22 protein-coding genes are annotated in these 24,148 nt (G+C 58.3%); 10 read left to right on the top strand and 12 right to left on the bottom strand.

The window, feature by feature from the left end:
- Positions 1–35 precede the first annotated feature (35 nt).
- On the bottom strand, positions 36–1,256 hold the full coding sequence (locus INT84_RS10080) for an MFS transporter (protein WP_194206672.1): 1,221 nt from the start codon (positions 1,254–1,256) through the stop codon (positions 36–38).
- A gap of 59 nt (positions 1,257–1,315) precedes the next feature.
- On the opposite strand from INT84_RS10080, the gene INT84_RS10075 reads away from it, so the two are divergent.
- Complete coding sequence (locus tag INT84_RS10075) at positions 1,316–2,335, top strand: AraC family transcriptional regulator (RefSeq protein ID WP_194206671.1); 1,020 nt, start codon at positions 1,316–1,318, stop codon at positions 2,333–2,335.
- Here the strand turns inward: INT84_RS10075 and INT84_RS10070 are convergent.
- From INT84_RS10070 to INT84_RS10030, 9 genes are read right to left on the bottom strand one after another with little or no spacing between them, the layout of a single operon-like run.
- Positions 2,332–3,954: a gamma-glutamyltransferase family protein gene (locus INT84_RS10070; RefSeq protein WP_194206670.1), complete on the bottom strand. Its 1,623-nt coding sequence runs from the start codon at positions 3,952–3,954 to the stop codon at positions 2,332–2,334. The two genes, INT84_RS10075 and INT84_RS10070, sit on opposite strands and share 4 nt — an antisense overlap.
- Positions 3,951–5,456 (bottom strand): class I adenylate-forming enzyme family protein, encoded by a 1,506-nt coding sequence (locus INT84_RS10065; protein WP_194206669.1) that lies wholly within the window; start codon positions 5,454–5,456, stop codon positions 3,951–3,953. Before INT84_RS10065 ends, INT84_RS10070 begins: the two co-directional genes overlap by 4 nt.
- Complete coding sequence (locus INT84_RS10060; RefSeq protein WP_194206668.1) at positions 5,453–6,241, bottom strand: VOC family protein; 789 nt, start codon at positions 6,239–6,241, stop codon at positions 5,453–5,455. Before INT84_RS10060 ends, INT84_RS10065 begins: the two co-directional genes overlap by 4 nt.
- 10 nt (positions 6,242–6,251) lie before the next feature.
- Complete coding sequence (locus INT84_RS10055) at positions 6,252–6,665, bottom strand: PaaI family thioesterase (protein WP_194206667.1); 414 nt, start codon at positions 6,663–6,665, stop codon at positions 6,252–6,254.
- Between the two features lie 10 nt (positions 6,666–6,675).
- A complete protein-coding gene (locus INT84_RS10050) occupies positions 6,676–7,692 on the bottom strand; it encodes a zinc-binding alcohol dehydrogenase family protein (RefSeq protein ID WP_370529654.1) in 1,017 nt (338 codons plus the stop codon).
- A gap of 12 nt (positions 7,693–7,704) precedes the next feature.
- On the bottom strand, positions 7,705–8,685 hold the full coding sequence (locus INT84_RS10045) for an ABC transporter substrate-binding protein (RefSeq protein ID WP_194206666.1): 981 nt from the start codon (positions 8,683–8,685) through the stop codon (positions 7,705–7,707).
- 4 nt (positions 8,686–8,689) lie between these two features.
- Positions 8,690–9,463 carry an ABC transporter permease gene (locus tag INT84_RS10040; protein WP_194206665.1) on the bottom strand — a complete coding sequence of 258 codons (774 nt, stop codon included), beginning with the start codon at positions 9,461–9,463 and terminating at the stop codon, positions 8,690–8,692.
- Positions 9,464–10,234, bottom strand: coding sequence for an ABC transporter ATP-binding protein (locus INT84_RS10035; RefSeq protein WP_194206664.1), 771 nt, complete (start codon positions 10,232–10,234; stop codon positions 9,464–9,466). It abuts the gene before it with no gap.
- Positions 10,234–10,929, bottom strand: a complete 696-nt coding sequence (locus tag INT84_RS10030; protein ID WP_194206663.1) for a GntR family transcriptional regulator — start codon at positions 10,927–10,929, stop codon at positions 10,234–10,236. The genes INT84_RS10035 and INT84_RS10030 overlap by 1 nt, the downstream gene beginning before the upstream one ends.
- A gap of 413 nt (positions 10,930–11,342) precedes the next feature.
- On the opposite strand from INT84_RS10030, the gene INT84_RS10025 reads away from it, so the two are divergent.
- From INT84_RS10025 to INT84_RS10000, 6 genes are all read left to right on the top strand, one after another.
- Positions 11,343–12,407, top strand: coding sequence for an ABC transporter substrate-binding protein (locus tag INT84_RS10025; RefSeq protein ID WP_194206662.1), 1,065 nt, complete (start codon positions 11,343–11,345; stop codon positions 12,405–12,407).
- Entirely contained in the window at positions 12,404–13,711 is a 1,308-nt protein-coding gene (locus INT84_RS10020; protein ID WP_194206661.1) for an acyl-CoA thioester hydrolase/BAAT C-terminal domain-containing protein, read from the top strand. The genes INT84_RS10025 and INT84_RS10020 overlap by 4 nt, the downstream gene beginning before the upstream one ends.
- Positions 13,708–14,466, top strand: a complete 759-nt coding sequence (locus tag INT84_RS10015; RefSeq protein WP_194206660.1) for an ABC transporter ATP-binding protein — start codon at positions 13,708–13,710, stop codon at positions 14,464–14,466. Before INT84_RS10020 ends, INT84_RS10015 begins: the two co-directional genes overlap by 4 nt.
- Positions 14,459–15,256, top strand: a complete 798-nt coding sequence (locus INT84_RS10010; RefSeq protein WP_194206659.1) for an ABC transporter permease — start codon at positions 14,459–14,461, stop codon at positions 15,254–15,256. The genes INT84_RS10015 and INT84_RS10010 overlap by 8 nt, the downstream gene beginning before the upstream one ends.
- Before the next feature lie 146 nt (positions 15,257–15,402).
- Positions 15,403–17,082 carry an alpha,alpha-trehalase gene (locus tag INT84_RS10005; protein ID WP_194206658.1) on the top strand — a complete coding sequence of 560 codons (1,680 nt, stop codon included), beginning with the start codon at positions 15,403–15,405 and terminating at the stop codon, positions 17,080–17,082.
- A 193-nt stretch (positions 17,083–17,275) separates the two neighbouring features.
- Positions 17,276–19,393: a TonB-dependent siderophore receptor gene (locus INT84_RS10000; RefSeq protein ID WP_194206657.1), complete on the top strand. Its 2,118-nt coding sequence runs from the start codon at positions 17,276–17,278 to the stop codon at positions 19,391–19,393.
- 48 nt (positions 19,394–19,441) lie between these two features.
- Here INT84_RS10000 and INT84_RS09995 read toward each other — a convergent pair whose 3' ends face one another.
- The gene (locus tag INT84_RS09995; RefSeq protein WP_176917839.1) at positions 19,442–19,693 is read right to left on the bottom strand and encodes a GlsB/YeaQ/YmgE family stress response membrane protein; all 252 of its coding nucleotides are present in this window, start codon (positions 19,691–19,693) and stop codon (positions 19,442–19,444) included.
- A 198-nt stretch (positions 19,694–19,891) separates the two neighbouring features.
- Here INT84_RS09995 and INT84_RS09990 point away from each other — a divergent pair, with 198 nt between their 5' ends.
- A complete protein-coding gene (locus INT84_RS09990; protein WP_194206656.1) occupies positions 19,892–20,623 on the top strand; it encodes a flagellar brake protein in 732 nt (243 codons plus the stop codon).
- On the opposite strand, the gene emtA is transcribed toward INT84_RS09990, so the two are convergent.
- On the bottom strand, positions 20,624–21,235 hold the full coding sequence (gene emtA, locus INT84_RS09985; RefSeq protein ID WP_103674742.1) for a membrane-bound lytic murein transglycosylase EmtA: 612 nt from the start codon (positions 21,233–21,235) through the stop codon (positions 20,624–20,626).
- A gap of 95 nt (positions 21,236–21,330) precedes the next feature.
- On the opposite strand from emtA, the gene ldcA reads away from it, so the two are divergent.
- Together ldcA and INT84_RS09975 are read left to right on the top strand one after the other, a co-directional pair.
- The gene (ldcA, locus tag INT84_RS09980) at positions 21,331–22,245 is read left to right on the top strand and encodes a muramoyltetrapeptide carboxypeptidase (protein WP_194206655.1); all 915 of its coding nucleotides are present in this window, start codon (positions 21,331–21,333) and stop codon (positions 22,243–22,245) included.
- 99 nt (positions 22,246–22,344) lie between these two features.
- Positions 22,345–24,081 carry a potassium/proton antiporter gene (locus tag INT84_RS09975; RefSeq protein WP_194206654.1) on the top strand — a complete coding sequence of 579 codons (1,737 nt, stop codon included), beginning with the start codon at positions 22,345–22,347 and terminating at the stop codon, positions 24,079–24,081.
- Positions 24,082–24,148: the final 67 nt, after the last annotated feature.

Here is a 24,148-nt window from a genome sequence, read left to right as displayed (position 1 = left end):
ACCGCCGCGCGATGATAGTGCGCGCGGCGGTTCTATTAATCCTGTGCCGGTGCGGTAGCGACATCAACCCGCACCCGCATTCCTGTCAGCGCTCCCGCGACCAGCATCACTACGCCCGCCGCAATAAAGACGCCGGTAATGCCGCTAAAGCTGAACATCATTCCGCCCCCGGCGGCACCGGCGGCAATGGCGGACTGTACCGATGCCACAACCATTCCGCCGGCACTCTCGGCCCGGTCAGGCACGGCGCGCGTTACCCAGTTTGACCAGGCCACCGGAATACCGCCGAACGCCAGCCCCCACAGCGCAACCAGCAAGGTCTGTACGGCCACGGAGTCAGGGAACATCACCAACGCCAGCGCCGCCAGACCCACCAGCGCGGGCATCAATGCCATCGTGCCGCGGGCGCTGCGTTCAAGCAGCCAACCCGCGAGCAGCGTCCCGCAAAAATTAGCCACCCCGAACCCCAGCAGCATAAGCGCTATACCATTACCGTCCATGCTGGTGGTGCTCTCCAGAAAAGGACGAATATAGGTAAACAAGGCAAAGTGACCGGCATGCGCCAGGATACAGGCGAACATCCCCATCGCAATGCCGGGACGCAGTAACACCTCAATAATGGTTCGCAGCCGCGCAGGCTTACCGGGCACCAGCGACGGTAAGGTGAAGAACTGAACCGCCAGCGTTATCGCGCCCACGGCGGCCGAGGCGATAAACGCGCTGCGCCAGCCGTACAATCCGCCCATATAACTGCCGAGCGGTACGGCGACGACGGTGCCTACCGCCACGCCGCTGAAGATGATGGATAGTGCGCGTGGCAGCAGTGCCGACGGCACCAGCCGCATCGCCACGGCCGCCGCCATGCTCCAGAAACCACCAAGGGCAATACCCAGCAGCACGCGCATCAGCAGCAGCACCGCCAGGCTGGAGGACCAGGCGACCAGCAGGTTTGAGGCGATCATCAGGGTGGTAAAAATCAGCAGCACCGTCCGGCGGTCAATGCCGCGGGTGAGCCCCGGCACCAGCAATCCGGCAAACAGCGCCACCGCGGCGGTGACGGTAACGGCCTGCCCCGCCAGCGCCTCAGAAACGCCAAGCTCCGCCGCCATCGGCGTTAATAAGCTGGCGGGCAGATACTCGGCGGTCAATAAACCAAATACCCCCATCGCCAGAGAAAATACCGCCATCCAGGCCGGTGTGGTGGGCGCAACGTGCTCGGGTGAAGGCGCGCGGCTATCGCAAACAGTGTGACTCATCGTAAACATCCTGAAAAAAGGGAGAGGTGAAATTCTGGAGACTAAACGCCGGATGGTCTATGATGACAAACCCGTTATTTTTGACCGAAACACCTGAAATGAGCCAATCTCCCTCTTTTGCCCTGTCTTCCGAACTCATTAGCGAATTGTTAACGGGGATGCGCCTGCGCGGCGTGCAGTACCGGCGCGTAGTGACCGGTCAGGCGTTCGGACTTCATTTCCCGGCCAAAACCGGACACGCATACTTCCATTTTCTCGCGGCCGGTTCCGTAGTGCTGCGCATGCAGGATGGTCAGCTGCACGCGCTACACGCAGGGAACGCGGTGTTTCTGCCCAAAGGATCGACGCACCAGCTTCTGTCGCATCCCGGGGCGTCGGTGCAGCGTCTGGAAAGTCTCGATGCCGCGCCGCTGGGCGAGACGGTGTGCGCGGTAAAGACCTGTGCAAAAGCTGACCCGGCATCGGGAGCCGTTTTCTTTTACGGCTGTATGGAGTTCGATCTGGGGGGCATGCAGGGGCTGGGTCCGCTGATGCCGGATCTTATGCTGGTTGATACCACTGGCGGCCGCTACCCCGGCCTGGTGCCGATTCTGGAGTCGATGCAGCGGGAGATGTGCTCCTCGCGCGTTGGCTTTGCCGGGATCCTCGCCCGGCTGGCCGATGTGGTGGCGGCAATGATTGTCCGTGGCTGGGTGGAGTGCGGCTGCGACAACGCCTCGGGGCTGGTGGCCGCCCTGCGCGATCCGCGGCTGGCGCGTGCCATTCTGGCGCTGCACCGTGAACCGGGCCGCGACTGGAGGGTGAGCGAGCTGGCAGCGGAATGCCATATTTCGCGCTCGGTGTTTGCCGACCGCTTCCAGACCACCATCGGCACCTCTCCGTTACGCTATGCGACCCAATTACGTATGCACCTTGCAAGCCAGTGGCTCACCGAACATCGTCTGCCGATTGATATCGTGGCACAGCGCCTGGGCTACACCTCGCAGGCCGCATTCAGTCGGGCGTTTAAACGGGTTACCGGGCAGCCGCCGGGAGCCAGCCGCCTGAAATCATCGCCGCTGGCTGCCGGAAGCGACTAGAAGCCAACCGCCTGCCCGTCGCGGCGGCTGTCGCTGGCGACCACGTAGCCTTCGCTGCGGTCATCGGACAGTCGCCATATAAACTGCCCGGAGCCGAAATCCATATACGGATCGTGGGTAGATTTAAACCTGTGTCCTCGCGCGGCCAACTCTTGCATTACGGCGGGATCAAATCGCGCTTCCAGATCCAGCGTAAAATCACGGTTAACCTTCCAGCGCGGCGCATCGCACGCGGCCTGCGGTTGCTGCTGATAATCAAGCATTCGTACCAACGTTTGCACATGCCCTTGCGGCTGCATATCGCCCCCCATTACGCCGAAGCTCATTTGTGGCTGCCCGTTTTTGGTCAGGAAGCCCGGAATAATGGTATGAAACGGACGCTTTCCTGGCGCAACGACATTCGCCGAACGCGGGTCGCTGGAGAAACCCGCGCCCCTGTTTTGCAAACTGATCCCAAACTCCGGCACCACTACGCCTGACCCAAATCCCATATAATTGGACTGGATAAACGAGACCATCATTCCGCTCTCGTCGGCAGTGGTCAGGTAAACGGTGCCTCCGCTGCGTGGCATTCCGGCCAGCGGCTGGCTGGCATGCCGCAGATCAATGAGTTTTGCCCGTTCACTCAGATAGCTATCGTCCAGCATCTGTTCTGGCGTTACATCCATTGACCGGGGGTCGGCAACGTAGCGGTAAACATCAGCAAATGCCAGTTTCATGGCTTCGATTTGCAAATGCTGAGAGGTGACGCTGTCACATTCATGGCTTTTGAGATCGAATTTTTCGAGAATGCCAAGCGCGATTAACGCCGCGATCCCCTGTCCGTTAGGCGGCAATTCATGAACCTCGTACCCCCGATAGTTACGCGAAACAGGGGTTACCCACTCTGGCTGATAGCGGGCAAAATCCTCCCCCGAGAGTGGGATGTCACTCTGCGCGGCAAAGCGCACGATAGCCCCGGCGATTTCTCCTTCATAAAAGGCGCGAGCGCCCTGGTCCGCCAGTAGTCGTAAGGTGCGTGCTGCCTCCGGCATCACAAATTTTTCCCCGACCACAGGAGCGCGGCCATGGGGCATAAAGGTGCGGGCAAAACCTGGCTGATCGTTGAGAATGGGCACCGCCGCCTGCCATTTTCGTGCCACCATCGGCGCTATTGTGACGCCGCGCTCGGCAATATCGATGGCGGTGTCCAGCAAGCGGGAAAAAGGTAATTTGCCAAAACGTTGATGCAGCGCCCCCCACGCGGCAACCGCGCCGGGAATGGTAACACTGTCCCAGCCGCGCTCCGGTCGCCGGGCATGGCCACGTTCATCAAGACCATACCGTCGGGCAAACCATCCGCTATCCCAGTGCGAAGGGGCTGTGCCCGAGGCATTCAGCCCGTGAAGCTGATGTCCGTCCCAGACCATCGCAAAGGCATCGCTGCCCAGGCCGTTAGAGACCGGCTCAACGACGGTTAATGTCGCTGCCGCCGCAATCGCCGCATCGACTGCATTTCCTCCGCTGATAAGGATCTGATTTCCCGCCTGCGCCGCCAGTGGATGCGAGGTTGCGACAGCATTACGGGCAAATAACGGCGTTCGGGTGGTTGGGTAAGGGTTCTCCCAGTTAAATGTCATGCGGCGTCTCCTGTGGTTTTTTCAGCAAGCGACTTTATGGCCTGCGCGCGTAACGCGTGGCGGTCGACTTTGTTGGTGCCCGCCAGAGGAAATCGCTCAACCAACCAGACAAACCGGGGATGCAAATAGGCCGGTCCGTGCTGTAGCGTCCAGGTTTTTATCGCCTTCGGGTCAGGAAAATGCCCCTCACGCGGGATCACCCAGGCTACCGGCTTACTGCCTTTGATCTCATCAGGTACTGCCACCACGCACGCCTGCTGGACGTCGGGATGTTGTTCAAGCAACCGCTCGACTTCGCCGGGATAAATATTCTCCCCGCCGCAAACAAACATATCGTCCCGTCGCCCGACAAAGGTATAAAAACCCTGCTCATCACGGTTAAAAACATCGCCACTGATGTAGTAGCCATCATCGGTAAACGGGCTGGCAACATCCGGTCGCTGGTGATATCCCTGCATCAGGGCCGGACTTTTGATCTCCAGCACGCCATGATCGCCAGGTTTCCCCTGTTCATCGCGCAGGCGCAGGGAGACCGCCGGATGCGCGTAACCATTCGACGATAACGGCGTCTCAAGTCCCTGCGGATGTGAACCAAAGACAATCGGCCCGCCTTCAGTCGTACCGTAGGCATTAATAATCCGTGCCTGCGGCCAAATCTGGCGGATCTGCTGGAACAAGCCCTCATTGACCGGTGCCGACCCCATCCGTACCACCCTTACCGAAGAAAGATCGTGTTGGGCGAGCAGCGTTTTTTCTTTCATCATCATGGCGATCATCGGCGGCACCGCGGTCAGCCAGGTACAACGGTAGCGAGCAATAGCCGCAACGTAGTCATGCACCTGAAACTGCGGCAGCAGTACGGTGGTTACGCCGCTGGCGAGGGTCAGCAGCGCCAGCGCGAGAGCGTTCATATGGTAAAACGGTGCGGCAATCAGTACCCGCTGGCCGGTTAATTCATCAGCGGCCAGACGCGTCTCCACTACCCAGCGATGGCTGGCGTGGGTCAGGCGCACGCCTTTTGGCATCCCGGTAGAGCCGGAGGTATATAGCAGCATCGCCAGGCTGTCTGCCTGTGGCTGAAAGACGGTGAAATCGGAGGCGGGAGGAAGCGCGTTTATGGTTTCAAACTCCCACTTTGGACCGGAAAATGCGAGGTTGTCCAGGTGCTCACGTTCGCCTGTCACCAGCCGGGCATCGCAATCGGCAAGCAGTTTATCCAGCATCGCTGGCGGAAATTTTATGCTCACCGGCACGGCCACCAGGCCAGCACGCAAGATACCTAAAAAGGCGGCCATATAGGCTATTGAGTTGCGTCCCAGCAGCGCCACGCGTTCGCCCGGTTGATAGCCCTGCTGACGTAACGCGGCCCCTACCGCATCGGCCTGGGCATCCAGCTCCGCAAAGGTAATAGTTTGCGCGCCGCCTTCTGTTGAATAGATAAATGCCGGTTGTGAATTGTGACGGGCCGTCAAGGGTAACGAACCAAGGTTGATAAGGGTCATAGCCTGAACTCAAGTAAAGTGTGGATCGCCGGAACGGCGATAAGTAACCGCTCCGCAGTATGAACGTGCGGCAACCCGGCATTTTCTGCGGCCTGGACAAGTGTCACCGGGTTACCGCCGCGAAAGGTCATTGCCGCAAACTGGCTGCGCCGCGTCTCATCCCGCCCCGGTAGCCCGGCGGAATAGCGGGACCACTGCTCCGGGGTGAGTATCCGGAGCACAAATCCGGGGGCCAGCGGGCCGAGACGCTGCCACGCCTGTTGCTCCTGTTCAGGGTTCTGCGCCACCAGCGTCAGGCTCTCAATCCCTTCCACGCCATTAGCATGCTGTAGCCATGGGTCACGCCATAACCACTGCGGGGTGTGATGCTGACAGAAATAGACTCTTCCAGCCGCGAAACTACCCGGAGCCAGGCGCACGGTGCTGAAACGCGCTTCGCCGCGCTCGCCGTCCGCTTCCACCTCGCGGGAGAAATGCTGCACCGGCTGTACGGAAAACCCTCGTTCTGCCAGTTGCCGGGCGGTGCTTTCCGCCTCGTTGCTGCGAAAGACCAGACCGTCAATGCCGCGCGGGCTGTCGAGCAGTTCCTGGCGAACCGTCGCGCTATGAGGTGGCAGGCCAATCAACTCCAGATAGTGATCGTTGAACATCACCAGTTGGTTCATCGATCCCAGAGAATGATGACTCTCCGGCGTCAGGGTAAATCCCATCGCGGCGAATAGCTCGCGGGTGGGCGTCAGATCAAAATGGTTGTTAATCACCAGGTGATCGAGAACCTGTGGCATGTTGATCTCCTCAGGCTGCGGGCATGGCGTACAGGCCGCGTCCGCTCGCCACGAGGCGGTTTTCCGCGTCATAGACCCAGGCTTCCGCACTGGAAACCTGTTTACCGACTTTGATGACTTTGCCTTTAACGCGCAGATCACCGCGCGCCGCACGATGGTAATCGACACGGATATCCAGCGTCGGCACGCCCTTGCCGGTCCAGGCCACCAGCGCCCAATCGGCGGTCAGATCCACCAGCGCGGCGAGGATACCGCCGTGAATGTAGCCGCCCGCCGGATTCACCACCCACTCGTCACGAAAGCGGGCGCGCAGGGTAATTTCCCCCTCAGCCACCGCCTCAACCTCCAGTCCGAGCCACTGGTGATACGGCCCTTTCAGTAGTTTTTCCTGCACCTCTGCGGCGTTTAATCGTGTTTCGCTCATCGCGGTCTCCTTAAGGGGTAACAATCACTTTGCCCAACACTTCCCGGTCTCGGATCAGGCGCAACCCTTCCGTTGCCTGTTCCAGCGGCACTTCCCGGTCAATCAACGGTACGATGTCGCCGTCGGCCACCAGGTGCAATAAGGCTTCAAGATCTTCCTGATAAAAACTATTGGAGCCTTTAATGTTCAGCTCAAAACTCCAGACGTAGCGCAGATCTTCCGCCGGGTCGTAGCCCGCCGTCGCCCCACAGACCAACAGGGTGCCGCCACGCTTCAGGCATTTCAGCGACGGACGCCAGGTGTCACCGCCGGTGAAGTTAATCACCACGTCCACGCCCCCCTCATAGGTTCGACGCTGCGGCTTGCCGTAGCGGTTAATAGCCCAGCGCGAGAAATCTTCCTCCCGGTAATTGACTACGTGATCTGCCCCCAGCGCGGCCAGGGCCTCACCTTTCTCCGCACTGCCTGCACAGGCGATCACTTCAGCCCCCAGTTTTTTTGCCAGTACGACGCAGGCGGTACCCACCCCGCCGCTGGCACCGAGGATCAGTACCCTGTCACCTTTCCTGATCGTGTTATGGGTAACCAGCATCCGGTGCGCGGTGCCGTAAGCGACCGGGAGCGCAGCAGCCTGGGAAAAACTCACCGCCTCCGGCAGCGGGATCAATTGCGTGGCGTCAACCAGTGCATATTCAGCCATGCCGCCGTCGGTCATTTCTCCCATCAGGCCCACGCCGGGTTTGAGTGGATTCACCAGTACGCGATCGCCCTTTTTCCAGCCCGTCACGTTATCCGCCACGTCATCGACGATCCCGGCTAAATCGAGACCCGGCACCACCGGCAGCGGCACTTTGATGCCCGGCATGCCGTTAACGGTGAATACGTCGTGGTAGTTAAAAGACGAGGCTTTGACGCGAATAATCACATGCCCGGCCTGCAACGTCGGACGTGGCTTATCCGTCACTACGGACAGATTGTCCAGGCTGCCGTGTTCGTTAAGCTGTAGCGCTTTCATGGTATGGCTCACGGTTATCTCCGGTTATTTGATGGATTGGGCCGCGCGGTACGCGGAATCGTTATACAGACTGTCGGGTACGTCGCCTTGTACCGTCCCGCTGGCGACAAACACCTGGTGCTGGCGCTTGAGGGTGGCGATATCAGCAGCCTCAAAGGTGATGCGGTTCATGCTGTCCCAACGGCTGAAATAGACTTCGGCGTCATGCTGCGGAAGATTGGCGTTTTTTTGCAGCAGCGAAATCACCTCCTGCGGGTGAGATTTCCCCCACGCCAGCGTGTCGCGCAGTGCGGCAATCACCCGGGCGACGGTCTCAGGATGCTCATCAATCAGTTGACTGCGTACCGCGCCGACGCCGATATACGGTACCGCGTCGCTGTGAGTCAGCTTTTTCCATTCGTCGGCAAAGCTGCCAAGCGGGGTCACTTTTAGTTCTTCAAGCTGTGCGATAGTCAACGAACGTAGCGCAGCCGCATCCACCTGTTTCTGCACCAGGAACTGTGCCAGACGCGACTCGTTACCGCCGATCAACTGGAACTCGTTCGCGCCGATGTGGTGATTGTTCTGCAACAGCGTAGAGGCGATCACCGCCACCGAGGATCCAGCAGGCGACATACCGATCTTCTTGCCTTTAAGCTGATCGAGCGAGGTGATCGGCGAGCCTTGCGGCACCACAAACTGCACGTCGGCAGGCTGAGTGGCAGCAAAGATTTTGATGGGCACGCCTTGTGCCGCACTGCTGAAGACGCCTGCCAGCGGTGCGCCAAAAGCAAGATCGATAGAGCCAGAAGCCAGCGCTTTAATCGGCGCGTTAACGTCCGGGAAGTGAACAAACTCAGCGTCAATGCCGCGTTTTGCTAAAAAGTCTTTATTTTCCAGCACGGTACCGTAGCCGAGGCTGACGCCACTGCTCCAGTAGCCGATGCGAACCTTTTCTGCCGCCGCCGTATGCAAGGCAAAGAGCGCCCCGGCAGCCAGGATGGCCGCCTTTAACCCGTTTTTCATACTGTTAGTCCTGTGTGAGTGATTTCCAGCGAAAAAGATGACGCTCCAGCGGCTTAAGTAGCCCACCCTCCAGCAGCAGCATCAATGAGACAAGCAGTAGCGTCCATGCAAAGACCTGATCGGTCTGTACTAAATCCCCGGCCTGACGCAGTCGGTAACCAATGCCGTCCGACGCGCCCAGAGTTTCCGCCACCAGTGACACGCGCCAGCCAAAGCCAAATGCCAGTCGCGCGCCGGAAAAGAAATACGGCAGGATGGTAGGCAGATAAATTTTGATTAGCGTTTGCAGGCGGCTCATGCGAAAACTGCGTGCCAGTTCAACGTATTGTCGCTCGACGGTTTGCGCCCCCTGCCAGACGTTGGTGAGGATCAACGGCATGGCGGTCATAAACACTACGAAAATGGTGGTGGCGTTAGAGATGCCAAACCAGATGATGGCGAAGATGGCCCAAATTGCAGAGGAGACGGTGTTAAATACCGCCAGCAACGGCTCAAAAAACTGCGCCAGTCGACGGCTTGCGCCCAGTGCTAACCCGGCGAGCGTCCCCACCAGCGTCGCCAGCAGAAATCCGCTGAATACACGCGAAAAGGTCACGCCGATATCCTGTAGCAGCGTTTGATTTCGCCATAGCGCCAGCACCGCCTGAAAGGTTTTTTCCGGCCCCGGCAGCACGAAGGCAGGCATATTGTGCGCGGCCAACAGCCACAGCAGGAAGAAGATCCCCAGCAGGATCAGCCGCTGAATAATCAGCGAGCCTTTTTTACGCAGCAAATGCATCTAGACCTCCAGTCGCAGCAGGCGAACTTTTTCCGCAACGTCCCGTCCGGTAGGCAGCCGCGGACGTGGCAGCGAGAGTGCCACGCTCTGTTTTATGCGTCCCGGATTGGGTTGTAAAATGACGATCCGGTCGGCGAGGATCACCGCCTCTTCGACGTCATGGGTCACAATTACCACCGTCATTTTTTTCAGCGCGCAGATGCGCAGCAGTTCACCATGCATCGCGCTGCGGGTTTGCGGATCGAGCCGTGAGAACGGTTCATCCATCAGCAATATTTGCGGTTCGGCGACCAGACTGCGGGCCAGCGCGATACGGCTGCGCATTCCGCCGGAAAGCTGGTGCGGCCATTTCGCAGCGACGTTTTCCATTCCCACCAGTTGCAGTGCGGATTCCACTCGTTGCTGCCGTTCCCGTCGCGTGAGCGACGTGTTTTCCAGCGCAAAGTTGACGTTCTGGCGCACCGTCCGCCACGGCAGCAGGCGGTCCTCCTGAAAGAGATACGCCACGTCGTGCCACTGGCTGAAGCGGGCGATATTCTCCCCCTGGAGGGTGATGTCGCCCCCATCAGCGGGCAACAGCCCGGAAATAATATTCAGCAGCGTGCTTTTCCCGCCGCCTGACGCTCCGAGCAGCGCCACAATTTCGCCAGGCCACACTTGCAGAGAGATATTCTCCAGCACGGTCTGACCTTCAAAGCGTTTGTTAACGCCTGCAAGCTGGATCACCGGCGCGACGGGAGTTGGTGACTCGTTTAACAGTGGTGCGCTCATCAGCCGGGACTCCTGTTCTGGATGGGCAGCAGCGTGCCGCCGGAGGTTAAGGTGGCGTAGATTTTTTCCAGGGTCATCGCCTGGAAGGTCTCAATATGCCGACGGGCGATAAATTCCACCCGCTTGCGGTCCTGATCTTCAAACGCCTGGATCATGGCGTTGTGATCGTGGCGAATTTCCGGCTTGGTTTGCTGAACATTAAAGCCCAGCGCCACCAGCCGCGACATTTCATCCATCAGCGTGGAGAGCGTGCGCAGCAGATGCTGATTCCCCGCCGCTTCAGCAATCGCCAGATGAAAACGTTTATTGGCATTCATAAAGACGTCGATCCGCGTGGAGAGCGGAGCGGCCACTTCGACCCGGCAGTCAGCTTCAAGTCGCTTAAGCAGGTCGATATTCACCTTCCCTACCGCCAGCCGTGCCGCCAGCGGTTCAAGCTGGGCGCGGAGGGTAAAGATCTCTTCCACATCCTGAAGGGTGATTGGTGCGATGCGATAGCCTTTGCGCGGCCGGGACTCGATCAGATACTCATGACTTAACCGCGCCAGCGCCAGACGGCAGGTGCTTTTCCCCAGCAAGTAGCGCTCCATCAGCTCAGATTCTGTTACCAGCGCGCCCGGCATCATTCGGCAGGTCAGAATGTCGCGGCGGATAGTCTGGTACGCCCGATCGCTCAATGATAAAGACTGCGTCATTCCTTCCCTCTCAGCGGATCACGTGGCATCTGTGGGCATCCCACCGCCTGACGTTGATGTTCTTAGTGGGGCCATTCTAGGATCGGTTTCGCGCGGAATTCTAATAACAAAAACAGCAATCGAATGCGCAAATTTGTCTGTTCTGGGATGCTCACTATCCTGGTGAGAGGGGTTCACTACAGACTGAAACGTCGGCTCAATAATGCATCCGTCCAGCATTGACGCAGGGTTGCAGCGAGAGGGGCGGCGAATCATTGATCGTGTGGTTTCACGGTAAAAGATGCGCCAAAAGACGGTTATGGGGTAAGCAGCTCAGTTGACACATTTTGCTCATATCAATAGCGAGAAATGTTCGTTCTGCTGAAGACAGGCATGCTCTAACCTGGCCGTTTTCACACGGTCAAGGATTTACCATGCGCTTAACCTCGTTGTTACTTACTGTCGGTGTTATCGGCGTCGCACACGCACAGACGCCGGATGACGTGACGGTGGCCTTAGCCATTCCTCCTGCTGTTCACGATGGCGCACCTTATGCGGCTGCGGAAGAGTTGGGACTGTTTAAAGAGCAGAATCTCGCCGTCAAGGTACTGGTTTTTCAGGGGGCGGGCGCGCTGCTGCCACAGGTTGCCAGTAAACGCGTGACGTTTGGCTATCCAGTGGCAGAGCCCGTTATCTCCAGCTATTTCAATGGCAAAAATCCGTTGCCGCTGCGCTATTTTTATAACGGAACGCCCGCTCAGACGATGGAATATACCGTACTGGCCGACTCGCCAGTTAAAACGCTGACCGATTTAAAAGGAAAAACCATCGGCGTAGGTGCCCTCACCTGGGGCACTTTGCCTGGCAGTCGTGCAGCGCTGCGAGTAGCCGGGCTGGAACCCGGCAAAAACGTGCAATTCGTCGCCGTCGGCGTGCTGGGTTCTGGCTTCCAGGCCTTACGCAGTCATCAGGTTGACGCCCTGAATTACAACAATAGCTGGGGCGATATCTTTGAACTCACCGGCACCAAAATTCGCCGCATCCCCTACCCTGATGTGTTCCAGGAAGCGCCGGGTAATGGTTTTATCGCCCATCAGGATACTTTCAAAGAACATCCCGACCTGATCCGCCGTTTTGGCCGTGCTTACACCGAGGCGCAGTACGTCTGCGAAATTAACCCCGGTTACTGCGTGCGCGCCTTCTGGCGACAGCATCCGGAAAGCAAACCAGCGGATGCCGACGGCAAAGGCTTTACCGAAGCCAAAACGCTGCTCACTAACCGCCTCCAGCGCACGCTCTACCGCGCGGACGGTACCCGCCGTCAGCCCGGCGAGTACGATCTGGCGGTGATCCGCAATGCCATCGCAGCAATGGCAAAGGCGGGAGAATTCCCCAGCGCTGAGGTGCCGGTCGAGAAAATTTTCTCTAATGACTTTGTCCCGGCATTTGACGATTTTGATAAACAAGCCCTGCGTGCCAGGGCGGAGGCAGCCAGGTGAGCCCGGTCATTAAGGTTGATGTAATCGACGGGTTAATAGACCAGCCGCGTCGTTTTCATGCCCACCAGTTAACCCCGGGCCTCGCCCGCCTGACGGCGTCGCTGGACCATCCTGACGGTAGCCGCTGGCAGAGTAGCGCCGCCTTTTTGGTGGGGGAAGACGGCACCCTGGATCCTGATACTGCGCTGCCGCTGGAGGGCGACTGGGCGGAAAGCGAGCCGATGGCACCGATCTGGGCGCTGCGCCGGATCACGCCACCGGTGGACCCGACCTTCAGTGATACTCTTCAGCCACGACACGTTACGCTGACCATCACTGACGCCGCAGGACAGACGGCGAATACAGTCATCATCCAGCGATTTCTGGCGGCGGGCGTCATCCGCCGCGAAGTGCGTGCTAACGGGCTCTCCGGTACGCTGTTTATTCCCTCAGGCGACGGCCCTCACCCGCTGGTGATCGTGTTAAACGGTTCCGGAGGGGGAACGCCCGAGCAGCGGGCGGCGCTGCTGGCGGCTCACGGCTATCTCGGTTTTGCGCTGGCATATTTTAAGGCCCCCGGTCGGCCGGAGACTATTTCCGCCACGCCGCTGGAATATTTCGCCACCGCGCTGGACTGGGCCTATGAAACGCTGCACCCCCGTCGTGGCTTTATCGCTGTGGCCGGACATTCGCGCGGCGGTGAACTGGCGCTGCTACTGGGAGCCACCTTCCCGGATCGCATTTCTGCGGTGATTGGCTACGTCCCCAGTGCGGTGATCCACGGCACGCTGCGGGCGGGCCGCCCGGATGAACCTCGTGATGCCACTGCCTGGACGTGGCGCGGTCAGCCGCTGCGCAATATCTGGCAGGATAACCCACATGCCGACTGGCACGCCTTCGATCACCCCGCACAGCCTGGCGTACATATTCGCCAGGCCCCGGCGTTTGTTAATGTCGAACGGGATGCGCACAGTCTGGCAGCGGCGCGTATTCCGGTGGAGCGTATTGCCGGGCCGGTACTGCTGATCTCCGGCACGGACGATGGCTTCTGGCCCTCTGACGTTTACTGCCAACGGATTAACGCAGAGCTGACCGCGCGCCAGCATCGCTGGCCGGTAATACATCAGCAAAACGATCGTAGCGGGCATGCCATCGGTTTTCCTTTTGTTCCCACTACCGAAATTGCCAGGGTCCATCCGGTCGCCGGCGTGGTCATTGACGGTGGCGGAACGCCGGTCGCTAATGCCCGTGCTAATCGCCAAAGCTGGGCGCAGGTACTCGACTTTCTCGCTGACGCCGTCGCTGCCCATCGGGAGGAAACATGAGTGCCGCCCTCGAACTGCGCGGGGTCGGCCTGACCTATGCGACCCGGCGGGGTGAAATCGATGCTCTTAATGGTGTGGATTTACAGGTGGGCGATGGGGAGTTTGTTGCGTTGCTGGGGCCTTCCGGCTGTGGGAAATCCACCGTGCTTAAGCTTGCCGCCGGGCTGATAAACGCCACCCGTGGCGAGGTGTTACTGGCCTCACAGCCCGTTAACGGTCCAGGCCGCGATGCGGGTGTGGTGTTTCAGAAACCTAACCTGCTGCCGTGGAAAAGCGTGCTGGATAACATTCTTCTTCCTGCACGCACGCTGGGAATGCCACTCAAACCGGCGAAAGTCCGCGCCCGCCAGCTGCTCGATCTGGTGGGGCTGGCCGAGTTTGCAGGGGATTACCCTTTTGAGTTGTCGGGCGGGATGCAGCAGCGGGTGGGCATAGCCCGAATGCTGCTACACGATCCGCAGCTTTTATTGATGGATGAACCTTTTGCCGCGCTGGATGCGCTCTCGCGGGAGGCGCTAACGCTGGAGCTACAGCGCATCTGGGGGCAGCAACGTAAATCCGTGCTGTTCATTACTCACAGCATTCAGGAGGCGGTATTTCTCGCCGACCGGGTGCTGGTGATGTCGCCACGCCCTGGACGCATCGTTGAGGAACTGACCGTTCCGCTGGCGCGCCCACGAACCCTTGAAACGCTGGCCGATCCGCAATTTATGGCCCTGTGCCAGCATTTACGGAGGTATTTTACCCATGCGTAGATTTCTGCCGCTGCTGTATCCTGTTATTAGCCTCGTCGTATTGCTGCTGATCTGGGATGGCTGCGTGCGTTTTTTCGCCATTCCGGATTATTTGTTGCCCTCTCCGGCGGCGGTCTGGCAGGCGCTGCTTAATGGCTTTCGCGACGGTAGCCTGTGGCCGCATATCGCCACCACGCTGGGTGAAACGCTGAGCGGCTATGTGATCGGCAGCCTGCTGGCAATTGTGCTTGGCGTGACGCTGGCGGAGTCCCGCACCTTTGAGCAATTTGTTTATCCGCTGCTGATTGCCCTTCAGGCCACCCCAAAAGTGGCGCTGGGGCCGATCATTCTGGTGTGGTTCGGCTTTGGCATGCTGTCGAAAATCGTGCTGGTAACGCTAGTCTGTTTCTTTCCGCTGTTTGTCAATACCGTGAACGGCATTCGTCGTGCCGATGTCGACCTGCTGGATGCCTGCCGCGCGTTTTCGGCGTCGCGCATTTATCTGCTGTTTCACGTTAAGCTTCCCTCAGCGGCGGGAGAGATTTTTGCCGGGCTACAGATTGGTGTGGCGCTGGCGTTAATCGGGGCGGTGGTGGCGGAATTTTTGTCGGCACAGAGCGGGCTCGGCTATCTGATCGCCTCAAGCTCGGTCAGTATGAGTCTGTCGACCATGTTTGCTGGCGTCGTATTGCTGGCACTGATTGGCTTATGCGGCGCACAGACGGTGCGCTGGCTTCAGCAGCGGGTCGTATTCTGGGAGAGTGGCGCGACGGTACGTCACCGGCGACGCAAAATGCCAGGTGGCGAATAGTTTTTAGCGCTATTTTGCGGCGCGAAAATGTCTGCTGCGCCGCAAAATGCCACATTCGTCGCCCGTATTGTCCGATATTCGTCTAAGGTTTTCAGATGGTTGATTGCAGCGGATCCGCTGATCGCCTGGCCTAAGGAGAATAATCGATGACAATACCTGCTACGCGCCGCCCTTCTGTGCTGGCGCTGAACATTGCCCTCGGCACGCTGCTGTTCGCTGCCGGATCCGCACTGGCGGATGATGCGGTCAAACAACCGCCAGATATCCTGCTCGGCCCGCTTTTTACCGATGTGCAGAGCGCCAAACTGTTCCCCGATCAGAAGACCTTTGCCGATGCGATACCGAAAGGCGATCCGCTGATGATCCTCGCCGATTACCGGATGCAGCGCAGCCAGAAAGGTTTTGATCTGCGCCACTTTGTAGACGTGAACTTTACGCTGCCGGGCGAAGGCGACAAGTACGTGCCGCCTGCGGGCCAGAGTCTGCGCGCACATATCGACGACCTGTGGCCAGTGCTGACCCGCACCACCGATCGCGCGAGCAAGTGGGATTCCCTGCTACCGCTGCCCAAATCCTATGTGGTCCCCGGCGGGCGCTTCCGCGAGGTCTATTACTGGGACAGCTACTTCACCATGCTGGGTCTGGCAGAGAGCGGTCACTGGGATAAAATCGAGGATATGATCGCCAACTTCGCTTATGAAATTGACAACTTCGGCCATATTCCGAACGGCAACCGCAGCTACTATCTCAGCCGCTCGCAGCCGCCGTTCTTTGCGTTTATGGTGGAGTTGCTGGCCGATCACAAAGGCGATGAGGTGTTAAAACAGTATCTGCCGCAGCTGGAAAAAGAGCACAACTACTGGATGGAAGGCGCGGATTCGCTGGCCGCCGGGCAAAGCAATAAACGGGTGGTTAAGCTGGACGATGGCGCAGTGCTCAATCGCTACTGGGATGAGCGCGACGCGCCGCGTACTGAATCGTGGCTCGACGATGTGACCACCGCGAAAAATACGCCGAATCGTCCGGCGACCGAGGTTTATCGCGATCTGCGTGCCGGGGCGGCTTCCGGCTGGGACTTCAGCTCCCGCTGGATGGACGATCCGAATAAGCTCGGCACCCTGCGCACCACCAGCATCGTGCCGGTGGATTTGAACTCGCTGATGTTCAAGATGGAGAAAGTACTGGCCCGTGCCAGTAAAGCCGCCGGCGATAGCGCCAAAGCCAGTCAGTATGACGCCGAGGCCAGCGCGCGCCAGCGGGCGATGGAAACTTACCTGTGGAACGATAAAGAGGGCTGGTACGCCGATTACGATCTGAAAACGAAGAAGGTGCGTAATCAGCTTACTGCCGCCGCCCTCTTCCCGCTGTACGTGAATGCGGCGGCGAACGATCGGGCGGATAAAGTTGCCACCGCCACCGCATCACAGTTGCTGAAACCCGGCGGTATTACCACCACCACCGTCAATACCGGACAGCAGTGGGATGCGCCGAACGGCTGGGCCCCGCTCCAGTGGGTTGCGACCGAAGGTCTGCAAAATTACGGTCATGAAAAAGTGGCGATGGATGTCACCTGGCGCTTCCTGACCAACGTTCAGCACACTTACGACAGGGAGAAGAAGCTGGTGGAAAAATATGATGTCAGCTCCACGGGTACTGGCGGTGGCGGTGGCGAGTATCCGCTTCAGGATGGCTTCGGCTGGACTAACGGCGTAACGCTGAAAATGCTCGACCTGGTCTGTCCAAAAGAAAAACCCTGCGACAACGTACCTTCCTCTCGTCCTCAGGCGGCAAATGACGATGCACTGACCCAAAAACAGGCGCAGTAATCGCTCTGGCCCACTACCTGTTCTGGTAGTGGGTCCTCTCTTGCGTCATTAAATTTCCTTTTCTGATACCGACTTAATGCTGAATCCCTTGATTTGGCAAGGCTTTCTGCGCCTAAAACGCTTGAATACAGAAACGATAACAATAATAATTCGCATTCCATTGTTACGATTTTACACAACCCCGGAATGTGCGATGACCCGATTGATTGCTAAACGCTCCACGCTGGCCTGCGCCCTGGCGCTGGCGCTGCCCCCTCTTGCGCTGGCGGAAGAAACGGTGGTGGTGACCGCCGCTCCCGTTGAGTCTGCCGTTGCGCCAACCAAAGGCTACACCGCGAAAACCTCGCGCGGCTCCACTAAAACGGATGAACCGCTGATTACCACCGCTCAGTCGGTCTCGGTGGTCACGCGTCAGCAGATGGACGATCAAGGTGCCAATACCATCAGTCAGGCACTCAATTATACGCCGGGGGTGTACTCCAATTTTAGCGGCGGCGCGACCCGCTTTGATACCGTATCACTGCGCGGCTTCCACGGCGGCGACGTGGATAACCTGTTCCTCGACGGCATGCGCCTGATGAGCGACGGCGGCAGCCATAACGTGATTCAGATCGACCCGTGGTTTATTGAGCGCGTGGATGTGGTGAAAGGCCCGTCGTCGGCGCTGTATGGCCAGAGCGTGCCGGGCGGGCTGGTGAATTTGACCTCTAAGCGCCCGCAGTTTACGTCAGAGGGCCATTTCCGCCTGAGCGGAGGCACGCAGAATACCAAAGGCGGCGCGTTTGATTATACCGATGCCATCAACGACCAGTGGGCATACCGCATTATCGGCATGACCCGCACCAGCGATACCCAGTACGACCATACTCGCGAAGAGCGTTATGCCATCTCGCCTTCCCTGCTGTGGCAGCCGGACACCGACACCAGCCTGCTGCTGCGTGCGTATCTGCAAAAAGATCCGTCCGCCGGCTATCACGGCTCGCTGCCGCTGGACGGTACGCGCTACGCGCACAACGGTCGCAAACTGTCGAACAGCACCAATGAAGGCGATCCGGGCGATGGCTATAAGCGCCGCGAGCAGATTTACAGCATGGAGTTTGACCACCAGTTTGATGATATCTGGTCGGTGCATTCCAGCGGCAGCTACACCCACTCCAACGTCTCGCTGGATCAGGTCTACCAGGTCGGCTGGATCGACGGTACAGACAATCTGGCGCGCGGTTACAGTGGCTCGCGCGGATCGCTGGACGCCTGGTCTACCGACAACCGTGTTCAGGCTGATTTCACCACCGGTGAGGTGGCACACACCGTCGTCCTCGGCGGAGAATATCACCGCTTCCGCAATGATTTGTGGACCGGCGCTGGCGACGCCGCCGCGCTGAACCCGTATACCGGCTATACGCCGCAAACCGGACACACCATTACCTACAGCGACTATAACAACCGCCGTTACTATCAGACCGGGGCGTATCTACAGGATGAGATGGTGTGGAACCGCTGGCATCTTGACTTATCCGGGCGCTTCGACCGCATCGTGTCTGAGCAGATCAGCGACAGCAACGGCACCAAAAGCCGTCGCTCGGACGATCATGTCAGCACGCGCGCATCACTGCTTTATGCCTTCGAAAACGGTTTATCACCGTATATCAGCTATAGCGAAGCCATCACCCCGGCAACGCTGGCGGGTGCCGACGGTACGCTGCTCAAACCCACGACCGCCGAGCAGTATGAAGCCGGTCTGAAGTTCCAGCCGCCGGGTACGTCCGATCTGTATAGCGTGGCGATTTATGATTTAACGCAGAAAGATGTGGCAACCCGCGATATTAACATCGCCACCGCGACCTTTATTCCGGCCGGTAAGGTGCATTCGCAGGGCGTGGAGCTGGAAGCACGTAATCAACTCACCCCTGAGCTGAGCACCATTGCGTCGTACACCTGGAACCGTCTGCGCTTCCAGGACTCACTCGACGGCAACGACGGGAATATGCCGCAGCTGACGCCGGATCAGATGGCCTCGTTCTGGGCGCACTATCAGTTTGCGGGCGGGATCAGTGTCGGCACCGGCGTGCGTTATATCGGTAAGCAGTGGGCCGACGATCAGAATACCGAGCGTCTGCCATCAACGACCCTGCTGGATGCGTCGGTGCGAGCCGATCTGGGCGCATGGACGCCATCCCTGAAAGGGGCGTTTGTCCAGGTCAACGCTAACAACCTGACCGATCGTGACTATGTTGCGGGCTGTTATGGTACGGGAAACTGCTATGTGGGAGCGGAACGTAGCGTGATTGCGACGGTAGGTTACGACTTTTGATGAATGTGCCGGGCAGCAGAAGCTGCCCGGCGAAAACGGCAATGCAGGTTATCGGCGTACCATACGGAAGATAGCCAGGACCACAATGGCACCCACCACCGCGACCATAAAGCTACCCAGGTTAAAGCCGCTTACCGGGCCACCAATACCAAACAGCGTACTCAGCCAGCCACCGACCACCGCACCAATAATCCCGAGGATACAGGTGAGGAAGAAACCACCACCATCGCGTCCCGGCATGATCAGTTTGGCAATAATACCTGCGATAAGTCCAAATACGATCCAGGCAATAATACCCATTAGTCCATCCTCCTGTAAGTCACACAAAATGCAGGTGTTGTTTCCCTGCGCTAACGTTTCAAGTATAGGTAGATCCTGATAAAAGTGCGGCGAAGGAGAAAATTTTTCTCACTGGCAAAAAAATAAATCGCTGCTATGAAGTTCTGCCGCCAGCCGCCGATACTTCAGCAAAGAAATATCATCAGGGAATTATTGAGCGTGACTCATCACAGTGAACAATTTCTTAAACAGAACCCGCTGGCGGTACTGGGCGTGCTGCGCGATCTGCATAAGCAGCAGATTCCGATCCGCGTGTGCTGGGCGTCCGGACAGTTTATCAGTCGCATTCTGGACGTGACGCAGGAACAGCTGATCATCGATTTCGGCAGCCAGGATTATGAAAATAGCGCCGTTCAGCGCGCGCAGAATATTGAGATCACCGCCGAAACCCAGGGCGCGAAGGTGGAATTTCACCTGCCCGCGCTGCGTAGCGCCGCCTGGCAGCAGCTTCCGGCGTTCGTCACCCCCCTGCCGCCGTCGCTGTGGTTTTTGCAGCGCCGGGAATATTTTCGCATCAGCGCACCGCTACATCCGGCCTATTTCTGTCACGCAAAACTTGCCGATAACAGTGTCATTCGCTTCCGTTTATACGATTTGTCGCTGGGCGGGATGGGCGCATTAATGGACAACGCGCCGCCGGACAGTTTGCAGCCAGGCGCGCGTCTGTCACAAATTGAACTGGATATGGGTGAATGGGGGCGTTTTCATTTTGATGTGCAGCTGATTGCCATTACCGAGCGCAAGGTGGTGGACGGCAAGAATGAAACCATCAGCACGCCGCGCCTGAGTTTTCGCTTCCTTAACGTCAACCCGGCGGCGGAACGCGAGCTCCAGCGGATTATTTTCTCGCTGGAGCGCGAGGCGCGCGAACGCGCCAAAAAAGTCCGCTGATTACATGGCGTCCATCGCTTTCTGTACCTTCCAGATGTAGCGCGGAGCCTGCGGCGATGGATGCTTGTCGGCAACGTGCTCAACAAATTCGTCCGGGCTTAAATCGTTAATCTCTTCAATCGCTTCTTTGCGATCGGACGAAAAGGTTCTGAGCAATGCGCCTGCCCCGTTGGCATACGCCACCACCAGCGCGTATTGCATGGTTTCCGGATTTTTGATGCCCGCCAGCGCGCCGTGTTCCAGAATGCTCAAATAGGCGGTGCCCATGGAGATATTGCGTTCCGGATTTTTCAGCTCGCTGGTGGACGGCTGCCCACTCCAGCCCATATGGCGATACACGTCACGCCCCGACGTTGAGGCTTTAAGCTGCATCAATCCTACGGCATTAGATTTGCTGACTACCGTCGGATTACCGCCGGATTCGATGGCGATAATCGCCGTAATCAGCCGCGGGCTGACACCCCACGCCTCACCCGCTTTCTGGCTTATCGGCATCCATTGCATTGCCCGTTTCACCGGCACTTCAGGGTTCCACGGCGGGTTGGTATAATCCTGTTTTGACGAACATCCGGCCAGTAATACAATCAAAAAAGCAAACCATCTTAATTTCACGCATCAATCCTTTTATACCTGCGATCCGCCGCTGCGGATGACAACGGTTGGGGTTAAATGCATGATAACCGTTTCATTCCCAGCAAGGAAATGCCATGTCTCTGATTCATCTTATTGCCCCCTCCGGCTATTGCATTAACCAGGCTGCTGCCGCACGCGGCGTTGAACGTCTCGAAGCCGCCGGGCATCAGGTGGAAAATCGTGAGGCTATTCTGCGCCGCGAGCAGCGTTTTGCTGGTACGGAGCAGGCCAGACTGGCGGATATTAACAGTCTGGCGACCCTTGAAGGGCAAAACCGGATCGTGATGGCGGTACGCGGTGGCTACGGGGCCAGCCGTCTGCTGGAGGATATCGACTGGTCAGCCCTGGTCGCACGCCAGCAGCAGGATCCGCTGTTGATTTGTGGCCACAGTGATTTCACCGCCATTCAGATGGGCCTGCTGGCGGCCGGTAACGTGATCACCTTCAGCGGCCCGATGCTGGCCGGCAATTTCGGGGCTGAAACGCTGGACGCGTTTACCGAATACCATTTCTGGCAGGCGCTGCGTAATCCTGTCTTTACGCTTGAGTGGAGCAGCGACGGCCCGGATTGTCAGGCGTCGGGTATACTGTGGGGCGGCAATCTGGCGATGCTGGTCTCACTTATCGGCACCCCCTGGCTGCCCACGATTGAAAATGGCATTCTGGTGGTCGAAGACATTAACGAACATCCGTTCCGCGTTGAGCGTATGCTGCTCCAGCTTCATTATGCGGGCGTCCTTAACCGCCAGCAGGCCATCGTGCTCGGCAGTTTTAGCGGCGTTGCCGCCAATGACTATGACGCCGGTTACGATCTCCAGAGTATGTGCCGCTATTTACGTTCGCGCCTTCGCGTGCCCGTCATTAGCGGTCTGGATTTTGGTCATGAGCCGCGCACCGTGACGTTACCGCTGGGGGCACAAGCGACGCTGGTTCAACACGGGGCAACCTCGACGCTGACGGTAAGCGGTCATCCGGTGCTAAATACCTAAAAAAAATCCATTCATGGCACGTATTAGTCTCATCGAATTCTTGCAAATATGGTAACTTTTTTGTAAAGACCATTCACGAAGATGAGGAGTACGTGAACTTTGGACGCCACGGCGATAATTAGTCTGTTCATTCTGGGTTCGGTGTTAATCACCAGTAGCATTTTATTGAGTTCATTTTCGTCGCGTCTTGGTATTCCTATCCTGGTTATCTTTCTGGCTATCGGCATGCTGGCAGGTGTCGATGGCATTGGCGGCATTCCCTTCGATAACTATCCGCTGGCCTATATGATCAGTAACCTGGCGCTGGCGGTGATCCTGCTTGATGGCGGGATGCGTACCCAGGCCAGTTCGTTTCGCGTGGCGCTGGGCCCGGCCATTTCGCTGGCGACGGTCGGCGTGTTGATCACCTCCGGGCTGACGGGCATGATGGCGGCGTGGCTGTTTCAGCTCAATATGATTGAAGGTCTGCTGATCGGCGCGATTGTCGGCTCGACCGATGCGGCGGCAGTGTTTTCGCTGCTTGGCGGTAAGGGGCTTAATGAGCGTGTGGGGTCGACGCTGGAGATTGAATCCGGCAGTAACGATCCGATGGCGGTGTTTTTAACCATCACTCTGATTGAGATGATCCAGCAGCATGAAACCGCGCTGAGCTGGATGTTCGTGGTGCATATTATTCAGCAGTTCGGGCTGGGTATTGTGATTGGGCTTTCCGGCGGTTATCTGTTACAGCAGATGATTAACCGTATTAGCCTGCCTGGCGGATTGTACCCGCTGCTGGCGCTGAGCGGCGGGATCCTGGTGTTTGCCCTGACCACCTCCCTTGACGGCAGCGGCATTCTGGCGGTGTATCTGTGCGGATTCTGGCTGGGGAATCGTCCTATCCGCAACCGCTTTGGCATTCTGCAAAACTTTGATGGTCTGGCCTGGCTGTCGCAGATTGGCATGTTCCTGGTGCTGGGCCTGCTGGTGACGCCATCGGATCTGCTGCCCATTGCCGTGCTGGCGCTGATTTTGTCGGCATGGATGATTTTCGTCGCTCGCCCGCTGTCGGTGTTCGCCTCCCTGCTGCCGTTTCGCGGGTTTAATCTGCGCGAGCGTATTTTTATCAGCTGGGTGGGCCTGCGCGGCGCGGTGCCGATTATTCTGGCCGTATTCCCGATGATGGCGGGTCTGGAAAACGCGCGGCTGTTTTTTAACGTCGCTTTCTTCGTGGTGCTGATTTCGCTGCTGTTACAGGGAACGTCGCTCGGCTGGGCCGCGAAAAAGGCCAAAGTGGTGGTGCCTCCCGTCGGCTGGCCGGAATCGCGTGTCGGGCTGGATATTCACCCGGATAATCCGTGGGAGCAGTTTATTTATCAACTTAGCGCCGATCAGTGGTGCGTCGGTGCCGCCCTGCGCGATCTGCATATGCCGCGTGAAACGCGCATCGCCGCGCTGTTTCGCGACAATGCGCTGCTGCATCCGACCGGCAGCACGCGGCTGCGGGAAAACGATGTGCTGTGCGTGATTGGCCGCGAGCGCGATCTCCCGGCGCTCGGTAAATTATTCAGCCATTCACCGCCGGTATCGCTCGATCAGCGTTTCTTTGGCGACTTTATCCTTGAAGCCAGCGCCAAATTCGCCGATGTGGCGATGATTTATGGGCTGGAAGGCGGGGAAGAGTTCCGTGATAGCCAGCAGTCGCTGGGTGAGATTGTGCAGCGTCTGCTCGGTGCTGCGCCGGTGGTGGGCGATCAGGTGGAATTTGCGGGGATGGTGTGGACGGTGGCGGAAAAAGAAGATAACGACGTGCGCAAAGTCGGCGTGCGCGTGGCGGAAGATGAATCGGTAGGATGACATGCCGCTAGCGGCCAGAGACACTGGCTATTGTGGGCGCTATGCCGGGAGGCGGCTTCGCCTTGCC

The sequence above is a fragment of the Superficieibacter sp. 1612_C1 genome, from assembly GCF_015234305.1.
GTDB lineage: Bacteria > Pseudomonadota > Gammaproteobacteria > Enterobacterales > Enterobacteriaceae > Superficieibacter.
Note: the sequence above shows the minus strand (reverse complement) of the source record. Positions and strands in the feature narration are given on the sequence as shown.